The sequence below is a fragment of the Paenibacillus sp. FA6 genome, from assembly GCF_051550225.1.
GTDB lineage: Bacteria > Bacillota > Bacilli > Paenibacillales > Paenibacillaceae > Paenibacillus_AQ.
In genome coordinates, this window is the sequence record NZ_CP188820.1 from 2,567,180 (window position 1) to 2,583,736 (window position 16,557).

The following is a 16,557-nucleotide window of genomic DNA, read 5'->3' on the forward strand; positions in this document are numbered from 1 at the left end:
GCTTTTCATTAAATAGGTATGTCCCTCTTTACTTATTAAAGGCAAACAAATACCCCCTTCCGTTATGATCTGGAAGAGGGTCGAAGGATTTTAAAGAACAGTGTGATCTGATGTGTCTCGAACAGGTACAGTCGTTGCAGATGAACCAACATTGTTGTTATTCTTCGTGCCACTCTTCTGGCATATAGATTGAATCTTCTCCATTACATATGGAACCATATCGATCAACTTCTCTTGAATATGAGTCTGAGTATCGAGGGGTAGAATATACACACCGTCTTTACCTACGACTAGAAATGCGATCGGACGAATGGATACTCCTCCACCCGTACCTCCACCAAAGGGTAGCTTTTTTGAATCTTGATGATCATTAGTCGGAGTTCCCGAACTTTTCGTACTACCCTCCACATGAAAATCACTACCCCCAGCAGCAAAACCAAAACCCACTCTACTTATGGGTAGAATTACACTACCATCAGGGGTCTGTACAGGGTCCCCAACAATGGTGTTTACATCCACCATACTTTTAAGATTTTCCATTGCCGTTTGCATTAAGCCTTTGATAGGATGCTCTTCCATCTTTTAACTCCTCCTTTCACCTTCAGCACGCGTACGATAAGTACCAAGCCTGCATATATAGCGTATCCGCAAGAGATTTGTACTATACAAGACATTTCACTGGTAAAATGCGGATGATCATCAAATGTAGGTACAACAAATAAACGTGGAGATTTCTTAAGTTGCACATGATGTGACAACCAACCCACAATGAATGCCTTAGTACTCCATACCATTCCCGATGCGACCGCTGTATATGCAGCATCTCCAGCACAGAAATGCGTTGACCATTCAAGCTTAGAGATAGACAATCGAGACAATGTCTTTTCCAACCATGCTTTAAGTGACTCTGTCGCTTCTAGAATTTGATGAAAGACGTTCAACCAATGATCTACTTTTCGTTTATTAACTTGGGTTTCGTTGTGTGCCTCTTTTTCTTGACCGATGTTCTTGCTCTTATCTACTTCTACCTTGATGCCTTTCTCCAAATTCTCAATCTTCAACATCGGCAATTCATAATGAAGACGGATTAAGCCATATAACATCCTAATTTTGAATACTACTTCATCATCTTTCCCTTTCTTCCTCACCCACACATCTACTTTAATCTTGGAGAAAAGAATAACAGCGATGAGTAGTAAGATTACAATGACAATTATCGTAACGATCCACACGTATTAACCCCCATGTATCTGCGAAATTGATCTTAGTTCTTAGTATGGCAATTATTCATAGGAATCATTCCGGAAGTTACTAGCGTGGGTGGGAAGGGAATGTGCATGGGCTATTAAAATCGTGTTCCTTGAATTATTCCTAGAGGATGGAACACGACTTTAAAGGCGGAACGTAAACTTTTCGCTCCATGCTCATTCCCTTCTCTTGTTCTATTCCGAGAAGGATGACTATTTTGTGGACGGTACCAAGATCGAAGTGAATGCCAAATAGCAGATCAGGTTAGGCACCTTGACCTGCTATTTTTCTGTACAATGGTCTCCATTTGGGAACTTTAGGTTTCATCACAGTTGATTAATTTGCTTTTGGCACAGCCACTTTTATGTTCTATGAATTTTTAACATCATCTAGTGTCAATTGACGCCCATCTAAGCGATCAAAGAGCATTTGCGTCTCTTCTTCAAGATTGTCCTTATTCTCAAAAAGAGAGGGCTCAGGCAATTCCTGGATGCCAGCCAATCCAAAGTAATGTAGAAATGATTTCGTTGTACCATAAAGAATCGGACGCCCAACAGCTTCAGCTCGCCCTTTCTCTTCAATCAGATCCTTATTGACAAGCGTATGAATAGCACGTTCAGTCTTGACTCCACGAATTTCTTCGATCTCCACACGCGTAATCGGTTGACGATAAGCCACAATCGCAAGTGTCTCAAGCGCTGCCTGTGAAAGTGACACACGAGAGGGAGAATAAGCTAATTTCTCGAAATATTCGGCGTGCTCTTGGTGTGTAGCCAACTGATAGTTACCGGCAATCTGAATCACTTGCAATCCCCGCTGTTGTCGTACGAAGTCATCCTTCATTTCTTCCAATGCATCTTTCACTAACTCATTACGTTGTTCTACAATTTCAGCAATTTGCTTTACACTAAGGCCTTCATCTCCTGCTAGAAAAAGAAGCCCCTCAATAATCGATTTCAATTTCGGGTATTCCATGTAATTCTTCTTCCCCTCTCCATTCCATGACAATGTCATCGAACAGTCTCTCCTGATAACACAATATTTGCTTCATCTTCATAAGTTCTAGAATAGCTAGAAACGTCACAACAATTTCATGACGAACCATATCCTCATGTAGTAGTTTGGAGAATAGTAGTTTACTACCTTTCCCCCCACGTTGTAGCGCTTCGACAACAGCGCGTATGCGGTCTTTGACCGTAATCTCATCTCTATGGATACGAGAATAAGAGTTACGCTTAACTACCTTACGCAAAGCCTTCTGAAAAGCAGCTACTAAATCTGCAGTATGTAACCCCAGAACTGGATTCACAGATTCGGTGGGCATCCATGTAGCCAAATCCTCTGGTTCTTTTGAAAACATAAGGCTTCTATCCGACTCGCGTTCATGGAGATGTTCGGCTATCCCTTTGTATTTACGATACTCTATGAGCTTCTGTATCAATTCCTCACGCGGATCATAATCATCATCCTCATAGAAATCGAAATCATCAAGTTCTATGATAGGTGGTTTAGGAAGCAATAATTTACTCTTAATAGATAGTAACGTTGCTGCCATCACAAGAAACTCACTCGTAACTTCCAGCTCAAGTTCCTGCATACTCAGCAAATAACTCATATACTGCTCTGTAATCTCTGTGACGGGGATATCCTGGATGTTGATTTCCGCTTTATCAATCAAATGTAGAAGCAAATCCAGCGGACCTTCAAATGTTTCCAGCTTATATAATACAGACATGATATATTCCTCCCGCCAACCATAATCAAAAATATAGTACCCTTTATTTAAAGGGTACTATATTAAATAAGCACTATTTAAACAGTTTCGTCAAGTTTGCCATTTCAATAGCAGAGATCGCTGAGTCATATCCTTTGTTACCCGCTTTCGTTCCCGCACGTTCAATGGCCTGTTCAATATTCTCAGTAGTAACGACTCCGAATATCGTTGGAATACCACTCTTCAAGTTAATAGCTGCTACGCCTTTTGCTACCTCATTACATACAATGTCATAATGCGATGTTGATCCACGAATTACTGTACCTAATGTAATGACAGCATCGTATTTTCCGCTATCCGCCATTTTTTGAGCAATAAGTGGAATCTCGAACACACCCGGTACCCATGCAACATCAATCTCATTATCTTGTACTCCATGTCTCTTCAATGCATCAAGAGCTCCATTAAGCAGCTTACTTGTTATGAATTCATTGAAACGACCTACAACTATACCATATTTCAATCCCTCGGATACTAAATTACCTTCGAAATAATGTGCCATAATAACTCATCTTCCCCTCAAATTATATTATATAGGTTGTTCACAAAGTCGACTTTGTGAACTCTCAATTATAGTTTTAAATCTTCATCTTGCTCAATATCATCGAATTTCATTAGATGACCCATTTTTGCTTGCTTCGTATGCAAATAATGTGTGTTATCTTCATTCTCTTCCATTTGAATAGGAACCCGCTCCACGACTTCGAGCCCGTACCCTTCTAATCCTTTTATTTTACGAGGATTATTAGTAAGGAGCCTGATCTGACGTACACCTAGATCCTTCAGAATCTGTGCACCAATGCCATAATCTCTTAGATCAGCTGGGAAACCTAACTTCAGATTAGCATCAACTGTGTCCAAACCTTCCTCTTGCAGTTTATAAGCTTTCAATTTGTTAAGCAGACCAATACCTCGACCTTCCTGACGCATATAGAGCAGAACACCACTACCTTCTGCTTCTATTTGGCGAAGTGCTGCCGCAAACTGTGGTCCACAGTCGCAACGATGAGAGTGAAATACATCTCCCGTCAAGCATTCGGAATGAACACGCACAAGTACGGGCTTATTCGGGTCAATCTCACCCTTAACCAATGCAAGATGCTCTTTGTCATCCACTTCGTTGGTATATGCAATCGCCTGGAATTCACCGAAATCCGTTGGCATGCGCACCGAAACTTCACGATTAACTAATCTTTCCTTATCATTACGATAATGAATCAATTCCTTGATATTAATAAGCTTCAAGTCCTGTTCACGAGCGATCGTAACCAGATCTGGCAGTCTTGCCATCGTACCATCTTCCTTAATAATCTCGCAGATGACAGCTGCGGGATATGAGCCACACATACGAGCCAAATCTACTGCTGCCTCCGTATGGCCTGCACGACGAAGAATACCACCCTTTTTAGCGATCAATGGGAACATATGTCCCGGTCTGCGGAAATCTTCTCTAGTTGCATTGGGGTCCATGATTGCCTTCACCGTTAATGAACGCTCATTAGCAGATATTCCCGTTGTAGTATCTTTATGGTCAATAGATACCGTAAAAGCAGTACCATGGTTATCCGTATTGTGTTCAACCATCGGTCTCAAATCCAATTCATCGGCACGTTCTTGAGTGATAGGCAAGCATACCAATCCACGGCCCTGACTAATCATGAAATTGATTACTTCCGGGGTTGCCTTTTCAGCGAGGGCAATGAAATCCCCTTCATTCTCACGGTCTTCATCATCTACGACGATAATGACCTTTCCACGCATCAGATCATATATGGCTTCTTCAATTGGATCAAAAATAATATCATTCTCCATCATCATTTCCTCCTAAAATTACACAAATCCATTTCGAGCTAAGGATTCCATGTTTATTCCTGCGTGTTCACTCTCATCTTGCTGTCCTGAAGATTTATAATGAAGCAAATGATCCACGTATTTACCAAGCACATCACATTCAATATTCACAGTATCACCAGCACGCTTATGATGCAGAACGGTCTGAGCCAACGTGTGCGGAATGATCGATACCTGAAATGTATTTCCACTCGTATGGATAACCGTGAGACTAATGCCATCAAGCGTTATCGAACCCTTAGGGATAATAAATTTAAGAATATTTGAACTTGCTGGTGTAATCTCATACACAACTGCATTCTGATTCTTGGTCACATGATGAATTGTCCCAATACCATCAACATGCCCCTGAACGATATGTCCACCAAAGCGTCCATTAGCTATCATCGCACGCTCTAAATTCACCTTGCTTCCCATCTGGAGATCTTTCAGGTTACTATTACGATATGTTTCAGGCATAACATCTACGGCAAATGATTGACTATCAATAGATGTTGCTGTAAGACATACCCCATTCACAGATACACTATCTCCGATCTTCAAATCGTCCATAATGATGGAAGCCGTAATATGCAGTACCATTGCTTCTCCACTTCGCGTAATTCCTCGAAGCGTACCTATCTCCTCAACTAACCCCGTAAACATGATATAACCTCCTTTCCAACAGATTAGGACCACACGGGTATGCCACTAATACACAGATTATCTCCCAGTTGCTCCACTTCCATTGATTCTAATCTAACAGCATCCTTCATCGATTCGCTTCCCTCAAAAGAGAAACTACTAGGGGAGTTCAAGCCTCCTACAATTTTGGGCGCTAAATAAAGTATAATTCGATCAACTAATTTAGCCTCTAGCATGGCACCATTCAAGGTTCCTCCTCCTTCAAGAAGAATTGAAGCTATCTGCATTGCACCAAGTTCCGCCATGGCTATAGATAGATCTACTCGCGGACCTTCACCACAAACAAGTACAATAACACCCGCTTGCTTAAGACGTTCTGCCTTCACAACATCCATCTGCTCTGTAGTTAATATGATACTTTGTGCTAATCCATCGTTTACAATATTAGATTCCAATGGCGTGCGTAACTGTGAATCTACAATAATACGTATCGGATTCAACCCTCCCGTTGCCAGGCGTGTTGTCAAATGTGGATTGTCCATTATAACCGTCTCTACCCCAACCATGATGCCTTGATGACGATGACGGAGTGTATGTACCTGTTCACGCGAAGCTTCGTTGGAAATCCATTTGCTATCTCCTGTTTTGGAGGCAATCCTACCGTCCAACGTGCTAGCAGTCTTCAAGGTAACGAATGGAATCCTTGTTGTAATATATTTAATGAATTTCTCATTTAGTTTCAATGCTCGATCTTGAAGTAATCCGACTTCAACCTCAATCCCTTGCTCACGCAGCATAGCGATCCCTTTGCCAGCCACCTGTGCATTTGGGTCTTGAGTAGCTACCACGACGCGTCGGACACCATCTCGAATCAAACGCTCACTACAGGGCGGTGTTGCTCCATAATGGCTACAAGGTTCCAGGGTAACATAGACGGTACTCCCTAATGCCTTCTCGCCAGCCATATTCAATGCATGGACCTCTGCATGTGGGGTTCCCAGCTCCAAATGCGTTCCTAAACCAGCCAGGACCCCGTCCTTTACGACGACGCAACCTACGACAGGATTAATACGAGTCTGTCCTTGAGCTCGTTCTGCCATATCTAGTGCGAGCGACATGTAGAACTCATCATTCATAATTTCCACTGTATACTTCACCCCATCCTTCTATACACCATGCTGACATAGATGAATTGCAAAAAATCAAAAATACCCCGCAACAGATGATATCCATTCATCCGATACAGGGCTTGGTTATGAGAGTAATGTAGAGTACACAAAAATAAAGCAACGGAATCATTCAACAAATAATCCACACATGACAAATAACATCATTGTGTATATATTGTGAAATCAGTCACGTACATCGGTGCCTTATTTATTATGTTACCGTACGCGATCACTTAAGTGAATTGCGCAAGTTGCTCTCCTTCTCCCATCCAGACTATACTGTCGGTCCTAGATTCACACTAGGTCAACCATATGCTACGTACATCAGCGTATGGGTCACGGACTAAGCCATATCATATTCATTGGTATGAATTATAATAAGGCAACACCGCCGGTAGGGAATTTCACCCAACCCCGAAGGATAAATCAATATGAAATTGTATTTATGTACGAATTTTACCATCAACAAAATAAAAATACAAGAGTATCACTATATTTATTATAGCAAGTTACAATTGAACCGCAAAGTGAAATGACATTCTTGATCCCGTTTCAAACCTTTCATCACGCTGTTGTAATACTGTATCTTCACTTCCCTCGATACCCTTGCGGTGTCATTCCTTCCTGCTTCTTGAATACTTTGCTGAAATATTTGACGTCCCGGAAGCCGACCATTTCTGAGATTTGTGAGATTTTGAAATGCGGATTCTCTAATAGTAGCTTGGCCTTATCAATCCGATACTTAGCGATATAGTCTGAGAAGTTGATGCCCTGCTCCTGCTTGAATTTACGTGAAATGTATTCACGGCTAACTGAGAAGTGTCGCGCAACCTCCTGTAAGGATAGGTCGGACATGTAGTGTTTCTCGATGTACTTAACGATCTGGCTCATCGTCTTAAACTCGCTACCTTGCCAAGAAAGCAACTCTTGAGACAGGCGTAGCATGAAGTCGTACGACCAATCGCGCCAGGCAAACAGGGAGAAGGAGTAACCGTTCGTGAAGGGCGCAGGATGTAGCACATCGGAGCTCTCGAACGCAGTAATAGCATTCTCTGCATCATCACCGACATTCTCACGGAGCAGTTGAGAACGAAACAGTAGCGCATCAGCTTTCCATAAGGATAACATTTCCGGGGTAACGATACCGCTGCGGCTTAACTCTTCGATCCAGCGTTTGGAGGTCGCTTGCAACTGCACGGGTTGCCCACTCATCACAGACGTCTTCCAATCATCGCTCATATTCGAAAACGAGCCTTTAGAGGGAGTAATGTCTGTATTATTACTGTGCACATAATCCTCAGGCTTCAATAGATTGCGGTGGCGTAGCGCTGCATCCGCCTCTTCGTATTGAATGGGAAGGCTCTGTGGTAGCAGGCCTGCATTGCCTACCCCCCAATGTACTCGGCGCTGCAAAGTATAGTAAATCCCTTGATTGATGTCTACGATAAGCTCAGTGGCGGCCTCGGAATTCTCCCATAAAATGATGGCAATCTCAGCCGGAGCACCCCAATAACGAAAGGCGACACCCCGCTTCCCATTCTTCATAAATTCATTACAGATGTTCACGATAGCATAGTGTAGGAGATCGCTATCATTGCCGAATCGCTTAAATAAAGGACCATCTCCTGTATCCATTTGTAGCAGCATGAGACGCCCTGAAACTACACTTTCCGGCACGACTCCCTCCAGACGCAATCTACGGAGTGATGCCTCAGCAGTTATAGGCTCATCAATCAAGGAAGAGAGCAGGCGCTCACCGTAAATTGGTTTGAACTCATTCAGCTGTATATTTTGCTGCTGCTGGGTATTACGCCCCTGCTCCTCCTGATTCCAGCTCGTGACTGCTTTGGAAACCGCCGCATTGATCGCTTCCGGATCTATCGGCTTAAGGATATAATCAATTCCGCCGTGGCGAACGGTATGCCTAACGAAATCAAAATCATCATGCCCACTGACAACAATGAACTTGACACTCACGGCAAATTCGCTTACCCACGCCATTAGCTCTAGACCATTTCCCGCCTCCATCATCATATCCATAATAACGATAGCGGGCCTCATTATACGGATACGTTCGATCGCTTCCGTGCCACTCTCAGCTTCTTCAATTTCATCAATACCATGACGCTCCCAATCTACGAGCAGGCGTACTGCTTTTCTAACCCGAGCTTCATCATCTACAATTAATGCCCTCACTTATACTTCACGCTCCGATTCAGACTGTAATCTCAAACTAATGCGAATTCCAACGGGCTTGATATTATCCACAATGATAACTGCATCAGGACCGCATACCATCCGCAGTCGTGTCAGTACATTTACTAATCCAATTCCCGAAGAATCAGAAGCTTCTCTTACCGCATCACCCTGAACAACCGTATAAATACTTCCGGAGCTTTGAAGCTGCCACTTCAACGTTTCAAGACGGGATGCAGATATTGAGGCCCCATTGTTTTCAATGTCTATTTGTACCTGTCCGTCTGCCAGTCCTTTAGCTGTAAGCAATAATAAACCGTCCGATCGTGTACGGTCCATACCGTGCTTGAAATAATTCTCCACAATGGGCTGTAATATCATTTTCGGCATTGGTGTCCGTAGTAAAGAGTCCTCTACATCGTAACGGAAACTGAATTTGTTTTCAAACCGCTCCTTTTGAAGCTCAACATAAGCTTTGACATGCTCCAACTCATCCTTCAACATCACTGTTTTATCATCATTATGCATACTGTAATGCATCATTTTCCCTAGGGAAGATAGCAGTGCATAAATGCGTGGAACGTTCAATTCAAGAGCAAGTGTACCGATAATTTGTAATGTATTATTTAAAAAATGGGGATTAATCTGTGCTTGAAGCGCCCTTAGTTGATTGGTTTTGTTGGATAACTCCAACTTGTACTCCCTTAAGATCAAGTTGTTGATCGTGTTCATCATACTGCCAAATTGGGTCATCACCTGGCCAATTTCATCGTTACTAACCTGTTGGATATCAATATTCATTTTACCAGTCTGTACCTCTTTAATATAACGACTGAGCTGTTTAATCGGAGCCGTTATTTTGATAGAAATCACAATGGAAGCAGCTACAATAATGACAAGGGAAATTCCCAAAAGTAGAAGATTGATAGCTACCGCTTTATTAGCTTCACGGATGAGATATGGCACAGGGATCTGTTTCACCAAAGTCCAATCCGCCCCAGCTTTTTTCAAATTCTGATAAATAAATATGGCATTGTCACTTTTGAAATTCCCTGTGCTCTCCTCCGTACCTGCAATATGATTCGTATACCACTCCTCCGTCATGGGCGATCCCAGTTGTTCTGTATTATCGCTATAAACGATACTTCCATTAGCATCAATAATATATATATTTTCGCGTTCCTTGTGGTATAGCTGCTCTATAATATCGGTTAATGCAGACAACTTCACATCTATGGATAAATAACCGATTGCTTCAATTGAGGGGATCTCCTCGATTCTACGATGTAGCGTAAATACGGGCTCAGACGGATAGTTAGCCTGAATTTTCCCAAGACCATAAGTGTGGCTCATATGTGTCTTTTGTACGAAAGTACTTTGGGATCCCTCGATGACAGCTCCTGAAAAAGCATCCACATCCATATTTCTTTTTGGAGTATTCAAGGTAACAAGCGTTGCTTTTCGACTTTTGCTCTCATATAAGTAGACCTGATAAATATCCGGAATGGACGTAGAGATATAAGATAATCCCGCATACATACGGGAACTACTCTGAGCGTCTTCATAACCACTCTGCAATAGTCTGAAGAACTCCGTATTAGAGTACACAGTGGTCGAAGTCCGGTTCAAGTCCTGCAGCAGAGCACTAAGATTCCTTTGCCCTTGATACAGTAGATTAGCATTCTCATCTATGGACCGTGAAATGAGCGATTTCGTCGTATACGAATAGGTAATAAGCATTGTAGTCACTATAGGGATCGTAACAGCAATTAACATAAATACAATCAGTTTCGTACGTATTCTATTCCATTTCATCGTGATACACCTCTTCCGATCAATAAATTACACCTTTGAGTTCACCTGCGTAGGTGTTTAACCCTCTCCATAAGCCGCATAATAAAAATATAACAGTTCTCCAGTAGAAAGAAAGAGGTGTGCAGGATGAACAACAACAAGCTGTCCAAGTGGGGACCACAATTGATATTTGTAGGTCCGGTTCTCATATTTTTTACTTTAATTATGATTATTCCATTTCTGCTTGGCATGTACTACTCGTTCACAGATTGGAACGGGGTAGCAAATACAGTTGAATGGGTAGGCTTTGAGAACTTCAAACAAATCTTTACGAATGATCCTGATTTCTGGAAATCCTTCGGGTTTACCGCTCGCTTCACCATTGTGGGTGTGATTTTAACTAACGTCGTCGGTTTCTTCCTAGCTTACTTCCTGACCAAGGGCTTGAAGCTACGCAATGTGTTGCGTACGATCTTCTTCATGCCGAATGTCATCGGTGGTCTATTGCTTGGTTTTATCTGGCAGTTTATTTTCATCAAAGGTTTCTCAACTTTAGGCGATGCGACAGGATGGTCATTCTTTAACCTTCCGTGGCTGGGTGATGCGTCAACCGGATTCTGGGGGATCACCATTGTATTCGTATGGCAGTCTGCAGGATATCTGATGGTCGTTTACATCTCGTCCCTAACTAATGTCCCTTCTGAGGTCATCGAGGCGGCTGAGCTTGACGGAGCCAACGCATGGCAAATGATGCGCAGTATTATCATTCCGTTGATCATGCCTGCTATAACGATTTGTCTCTTCCTTGCCATATCGTGGGCGTTTAAAATGTTCGATCTTAACTTATCACTAACCAAAGGTGGACCTTTCAAATCAACAGAATCGGTAGCGATGAATGTCTATGTTGAAGCGTTCCAGAATAATCGATACGGACTCGGTACGGCGAAATCACTACTATTCTTTGTCGTAGTGGCAGTCATCACCATGATTCAGGTCCGCATCACGAAGAGTAAGGAGGTAGAAGCCTAATGGGTACGCAAAAAAAATATAGCGGACGCTTATTCATCACTGAAGCAGTGATGGTCCTTGTCGGTCTGTTGTTTCTCGTACCATTCTACTTTCTGTTTGCCAACTCTGTGAAGCCTTTCGGAGATATTATGACGAACTCGGCCAGCTGGCCGGCCGTATTCCAATGGGAGAACTACACCAAAGCATGGGAATTAACCCGCTTTCCAGAAGCCTTTGCCAATTCATTTGGCATTACGGTAGTAAGTGTAACACTTATGGCATTATTTGCTGCAATGGGCGCCTACCAGATGGTTAGATCAGATACAACTTTTAATAAAGCATTGTTCTTCCTGTTCGTAGCTGCCATGGTTATTCCATTCCAATCGATCATGATTCCGCTACTGAAAGTCATCAACGTACTTGGTGTCAACAATAGTAGATCAGGACTAATTCTTACTTATTTGGGTCTTGGTGCTCCAATGTCGATATTTCTATTCCACGGCTTTGTTAAATCGATCCCGCTGGAGATTGAAGAAGCGGCAACGGTAGATGGCTGTACAAAAATCACCGTGTTCTTCCGCATCGTATTGCCAATGCTCAAACCGATGTTGATGACAGTCATCATACTAAATTGCCTATGGGTATGGAATGATTACCTGCTACCGTCACTGATTCTACAAAAACCTGATATGCGTACCATCCCATTAGCTACTTACGCATTCTTCGGACAATATACGAAGCAATGGGATATCGCACTTCCAGCACTCGTGCTTGGTATTACACCAGTTATTATCTTCTTCCTATTGCTACAGCGTTATATTGTAGAAGGAATTGCAGCTGGTTCAGTTAAAGGTTAACCTTAGTGTTTCCAATGTTAGGCACTTCGGCTTACCCGGTTCTGATGAACCGGGTGGCCGTTCCAATATAAAGTTACATCATTATACAATTATTTAAGGGGGAAACAAGAAATGAAGATCAAAAAGTCCGCAACATTATTAATATCGGTTCTGATGGTAATGTCACTAGTTCTCGCAGCATGTGGGGGTAATAATAACTCCAAGAATGAAAGTAATGTCAGTACTACAAAACCCGATAAAGTGAAAACGGTAACAATTTTTCAGTTTAAAACCGAGATTGTTGAAGGTCTGAATGAACTTAAAGTGGAGTTCGAAAAAGAATATCCGAATATCAAGCTTGATATCCAGACCGTCGGCGGTGGCGCAGACTATGGCGCATCGCTGAAGACGAAATTCGCTTCAGGCGACGCTCCTGACATCTTCTCCAACGGTGGTTACAATGAGATGGAGATGTGGCTTGACAAGCTCGAAGATCTGAGCGACCAACCATGGGTTAATGATCTGATTCCTTTGGCTGCTGAACCTATGACAAAAGACGGCAAAGTATACGGAATGCCAATGAACCTTGAAGGCTACGGATACGTCTATAACAAGGATCTGTTTGCTCAAGCAGGTATTACTGAAACTCCAAAAACTTATACTGAGCTAGAGGCTGTTGCAAAGACACTTCAAGCTGCGGGAATCACTCCTTTTGCTAACGCATATCAAGAATGGTGGCTAATGGGTAACCAAGGTATCAGTGTTGCTTTTGCTCAACAACCAGATACTGATGCATTCATTAATGGCTTAAATGACGGTTCTGCTTCCATCGTAGGTAATGAGAAGTTCGATAACTTCGCTAAATTAATGAAGCTGACTGTAGATTACGGCAACAAGAATCCACTAACGACAGACTACAATACACAAGTTACAATGTTCGCTAATGGCGAAGCAGCTATGATGCAAGAAGGTAACTGGGCACAAACGATGATCGATGGTATCAATCCTGATATGAACATCGGCGTACTACCAATGCCACTTAGCGATGATGCAGCGGAAAGCGACAAACTGACGATCGGTGTTCCAGCGAACCTTGTTATCAACAAAGATTCTGAATCCAAAGAAGAAGCTAAAACGTTCCTGAACTGGTTCGTAACTTCTGACATGGGTAAAGAATATATCGTGAACAAATTCAAATTTATCCCGGCATTGTCCACAATCAAAGCAACTCCAGAAGAAATGGGCGCTATCGGAACAGATCTATACAAATACATTGATGCCGACAAAATTATCGGTCTTCAATCTTCGAAATTCCCTGACGGCGTGGCTCAAGAATTCGGTAGTGTCATCCAAAAGTTTGTTGCCGGACAAGCTGACGTTCAAGAATGGGAAACGAGCATGCAAGCAGCATGGGATAAGCTAAAGAAATAATAAATAAATCATAACTTGAAGAAGACTGCTTCTGTACATCATCGATGAGATGAGACGAGAAGCAGTCTTTTTTATGTACAATAAATGTGCTAATACGTAAGAAAGACACTCTTCAGCTTCCTTTGTGAGGGAGTTCCTGTAGTGGATTAGAAGAAATGAACTGCCGAAAGATAGTGTTTAAGGATGATGAAAAAGTTACTAGCATGCGTGGGAAGGGACTGGCTATGGACTACATCCGCTTCTCTTGTTCTACTCTGAGAGTTCTGCTGCTTCCAGATTTGTGGTTATCTAGTCTTCAATCCGTTAGATGTAACTTCATCGTCAAAATCATCCCCGCTATTAGCACAATTTACATCGCTAACACTCATCTTCAACTCCATCATTAGTCTTGTCAGCAGTATTGCTCACCTTCCGTCTCATCCTCATCCAATAGCTGCATGGAGGCTATTCCACTCACTTCTGCCTCTCATCATGGGTCAAGTCCCTTTCATGAGTGGAACTTCGCCTCTTTATGTATATACTTTCGCAGAGTTCAAAAAAAAGGCTAATCCCCTAAGAGATTAGCCTTTTTGAACTTTGGAACTTTAAAATTTTATGCTTCGTCCCAAACTTTTACTTCCTTCATTTTGTCATTAGCTTTGATGTTATCTACGTGTTCGATACCACTTGTTACCTTACCAAATACGGTATGAACGCCATCCAAATGCGGTTGAGGTGCATACACGATAAAGAATTGGCTACCACCAGTATCTTTACCTGCGTGAGCCATGGATAATACGCCTTTGGCATGTTTAGTTGTGTTGTTAGTCGCCTCACATTTGATCGTGTAGCCTGGTCCACCAGTACCAGTTCCTGTTGGGCAACCGCCTTGAGCGACAAAGTTAGGGATCACACGGTGAAAACTTAAACCGTTATAGTATCCGCTATTAGCCAATTTTTCAAAGTTTTCTACTGTAGCTGGTGCTTCTTCTGGTAAAAACTCAATTTCTACCACTCCACCGTTTTCTAATTCAATTGTTCCTTTTTTCATTATTATTCCATCCCCTTAACATATTTTGTGAATCAAGTTTCACTCTAGACTAGTCAATACATCGTTTATAAAATAATTATAGACACCCTATAGTTTACTATGAATGGTTACCTGAAAGCAAAGAAACAGAGAAAAGAAAACAAAGGAATCATTCCTACGTAAATACGTATGGATTGACCCTTCGTCTAAAGCTATTCACCACAGTGGGTAGCAACCTAACCTAACGGCTTATTTCAACATCGCTTACTTACGAATTCTTTCCGGAATAAGGTCATTCCCAATGATATCTTGGAAACTTTCACGTTTCACTACGATATCGCTCTGTCCATCTTTTACAAACACTACACTTGGCCGACGAATTCGATTATAATTACTTGCCATGGAATAGTTATAAGCACCTGTACACGATACAGCTAACAGATCCCCACTTTGTACTTCTGGAAGCTTAACATCCCAGATTAACATGTCCCCACTCTCGCAACATTTACCAGCAATCGAGACCGTCTCTACTTCTTCCTCATTTGCACGGTTAGCAAGAATCGCCTCATATTCAGATTGGTACAGTGCAGGACGTGGGTTGTCCGTCATTCCACCATCAACAGCTACATACTTACGCACACCCGGAATATTCTTTTGTGTCCCTACGGTATACAGCGTCGTCCCTGCATCCCCTACAATGCTGCGTCCCGGCTCTACCCAGATCTCAGGAAGTACACTTGAAATGTCTGCAAAATGCTCTTTAACCGCATCCGTGATAGCTTTCACATATTGGGAAACTTGTAGCGGTGTATCTCCAGCGACATAACGGATTCCAAATCCGCCACCCAGATTTACGACTTTAAAACGTACTCCAAGTTGCTGATAAACCTCTTTCGCAAATTCAGCTACTTTCTGAACAGCCATCTGGAAGCCTTCGACCTCGAAGATTTGAGATCCTATATGCGAATGCACACCAAGTAGCTCTATGTTAGATAAATCGGAAGCCACCTTGACACCTTCGAAGGCAGAACCATTTCCGATATCGAATCCAAATTTGGAATCTGTTTGTCCAGTCGAAATATATTCATGTGTATGTGCTTCGACCCCTGGGGTAACTCGCAAGAGAACATGAACTTGCTTGCCCTTCTCAGCCGAAATGGCCTGCAACAAGTGTAATTCAACTAAATTATCTACTACGAAACAACCAATTCCCGCTTCGATCGCCATGTCGATCTCATCCGGTGTTTTGTTATTCCCATGGAAATGAATGCGCTCCGCTGGAAAACCTGCTTGCAATGCCGTATATAATTCGCCCTCAGATACGACATCCAAAGACATGCCTTCTTGTTCTACGACCGCGCACATTGCCATCACGCAAAATGCCTTACTAGCATAAGCCACTTGAAAATTTAGCCCTGATGACTTAAATGCTTCAACGTATTCTTTACAACGATCACGGATCAATTGTTCATCCATGATATAGAGTGGTGTGCCGAATTGCGATTTAAGATCAACAACATCGCAACCACCGATTTCTAAGTGTCCACTTGCATTTATTGTACTTGTACCATGTAAAAACATCTCTACAGTCCTCCACTTTCGATGGAATAGATATTC

Annotated in this window: 15 protein-coding genes and 1 riboswitch; of the genes, 3 read left to right on the forward strand and 12 right to left on the reverse strand. The window is 42.4% G+C overall.

The features are described from left to right. Nucleotides 1-90: 90 nt before the first annotated feature. From ytfJ to ACP8HI_RS12115, 10 genes are all read right to left on the reverse strand, one after another. A complete protein-coding gene (ytfJ, locus tag ACP8HI_RS12070) occupies nt 91-579 on the reverse strand; it encodes a GerW family sporulation protein (RefSeq protein WP_438351312.1) in 489 nt (162 codons plus the stop codon). Then, a complete protein-coding gene (locus ACP8HI_RS12075) occupies nt 552-1,232 on the reverse strand; it encodes a DUF2953 domain-containing protein (RefSeq protein ID WP_438351313.1) in 681 nt (226 codons plus the stop codon). The genes ytfJ and ACP8HI_RS12075 overlap by 28 nt, the downstream gene beginning before the upstream one ends. Nucleotides 1,233-1,617: 385 nt before the next feature. Further along, nucleotides 1,618-2,223 (reverse strand): SMC-Scp complex subunit ScpB, encoded by a 606-nt coding sequence (gene scpB, locus ACP8HI_RS12080; protein WP_438351314.1) that lies wholly within the window; start codon nt 2,221-2,223, stop codon nt 1,618-1,620. After that, on the reverse strand, nt 2,192-2,983 hold the full coding sequence (locus ACP8HI_RS12085) for a segregation and condensation protein A (RefSeq protein ID WP_438351315.1): 792 nt from the start codon (nt 2,981-2,983) through the stop codon (nt 2,192-2,194). The genes scpB and ACP8HI_RS12085 overlap by 32 nt, the downstream gene beginning before the upstream one ends. Before the next feature lie 73 nt (nt 2,984-3,056). Then, entirely contained in the window at nt 3,057-3,524 is a 468-nt protein-coding gene (ribH, locus tag ACP8HI_RS12090) for a 6,7-dimethyl-8-ribityllumazine synthase (RefSeq protein WP_438351316.1), read from the reverse strand. A gap of 68 nt (nt 3,525-3,592) precedes the next feature. Continuing rightward, on the reverse strand, nt 3,593-4,834 hold the full coding sequence (locus tag ACP8HI_RS12095; protein ID WP_438351796.1) for a bifunctional 3,4-dihydroxy-2-butanone-4-phosphate synthase/GTP cyclohydrolase II: 1,242 nt from the start codon (nt 4,832-4,834) through the stop codon (nt 3,593-3,595). A gap of 18 nt (nt 4,835-4,852) precedes the next feature. Next, nucleotides 4,853-5,518 carry a riboflavin synthase gene (locus ACP8HI_RS12100; RefSeq protein ID WP_438351317.1) on the reverse strand — a complete coding sequence of 222 codons (666 nt, stop codon included), beginning with the start codon at nt 5,516-5,518 and terminating at the stop codon, nt 4,853-4,855. 23 nt (nt 5,519-5,541) lie between these two features. Next, on the reverse strand, nt 5,542-6,642 hold the full coding sequence (ribD, locus tag ACP8HI_RS12105) for a bifunctional diaminohydroxyphosphoribosylaminopyrimidine deaminase/5-amino-6-(5-phosphoribosylamino)uracil reductase RibD (protein ID WP_438351318.1): 1,101 nt from the start codon (nt 6,640-6,642) through the stop codon (nt 5,542-5,544). A gap of 277 nt (nt 6,643-6,919) precedes the next feature. Continuing rightward, nucleotides 6,920-7,092, reverse strand: a riboswitch (FMN riboswitch). 162 nt (nt 7,093-7,254) lie between these two features. Beyond that, nucleotides 7,255-8,862, reverse strand: a complete 1,608-nt coding sequence (locus tag ACP8HI_RS12110; RefSeq protein ID WP_438351319.1) for a response regulator transcription factor — start codon at nt 8,860-8,862, stop codon at nt 7,255-7,257. Then, complete coding sequence (locus tag ACP8HI_RS12115; protein WP_438351320.1) at nt 8,863-10,677, reverse strand: cache domain-containing sensor histidine kinase; 1,815 nt, start codon at nt 10,675-10,677, stop codon at nt 8,863-8,865. It abuts the gene before it with no gap. Nucleotides 10,678-10,803: 126 nt separating this feature from the next. Between ACP8HI_RS12115 and ACP8HI_RS12120 the strand changes: the two genes are divergently transcribed. The 3 genes from ACP8HI_RS12120 (at nt 10,804) to ACP8HI_RS12130 (ending at nt 13,931) form a co-directional block, all read left to right on the forward strand. Beyond that, nucleotides 10,804-11,685 (forward strand): carbohydrate ABC transporter permease, encoded by an 882-nt coding sequence (locus tag ACP8HI_RS12120; protein ID WP_438351321.1) that lies wholly within the window; start codon nt 10,804-10,806, stop codon nt 11,683-11,685. Beyond that, the gene (locus tag ACP8HI_RS12125; RefSeq protein WP_438351322.1) at nt 11,685-12,521 is read left to right on the forward strand and encodes a carbohydrate ABC transporter permease; all 837 of its coding nucleotides are present in this window, start codon (nt 11,685-11,687) and stop codon (nt 12,519-12,521) included. The genes ACP8HI_RS12120 and ACP8HI_RS12125 overlap by 1 nt, the downstream gene beginning before the upstream one ends. A 111-nt stretch (nt 12,522-12,632) precedes the next feature. After that, complete coding sequence (locus tag ACP8HI_RS12130; protein WP_438351323.1) at nt 12,633-13,931, forward strand: ABC transporter substrate-binding protein; 1,299 nt, start codon at nt 12,633-12,635, stop codon at nt 13,929-13,931. A gap of 592 nt (nt 13,932-14,523) precedes the next feature. Here the strand turns inward: ACP8HI_RS12130 and ACP8HI_RS12135 are convergent. After that, the gene (locus ACP8HI_RS12135) at nt 14,524-14,961 is read right to left on the reverse strand and encodes a peptidylprolyl isomerase (protein WP_438351324.1); all 438 of its coding nucleotides are present in this window, start codon (nt 14,959-14,961) and stop codon (nt 14,524-14,526) included. 243 nt (nt 14,962-15,204) lie between these two features. Further along, a complete protein-coding gene (lysA, locus tag ACP8HI_RS12140; RefSeq protein WP_438351325.1) occupies nt 15,205-16,521 on the reverse strand; it encodes a diaminopimelate decarboxylase in 1,317 nt (438 codons plus the stop codon). Nucleotides 16,522-16,557: the final 36 nt, after the last annotated feature.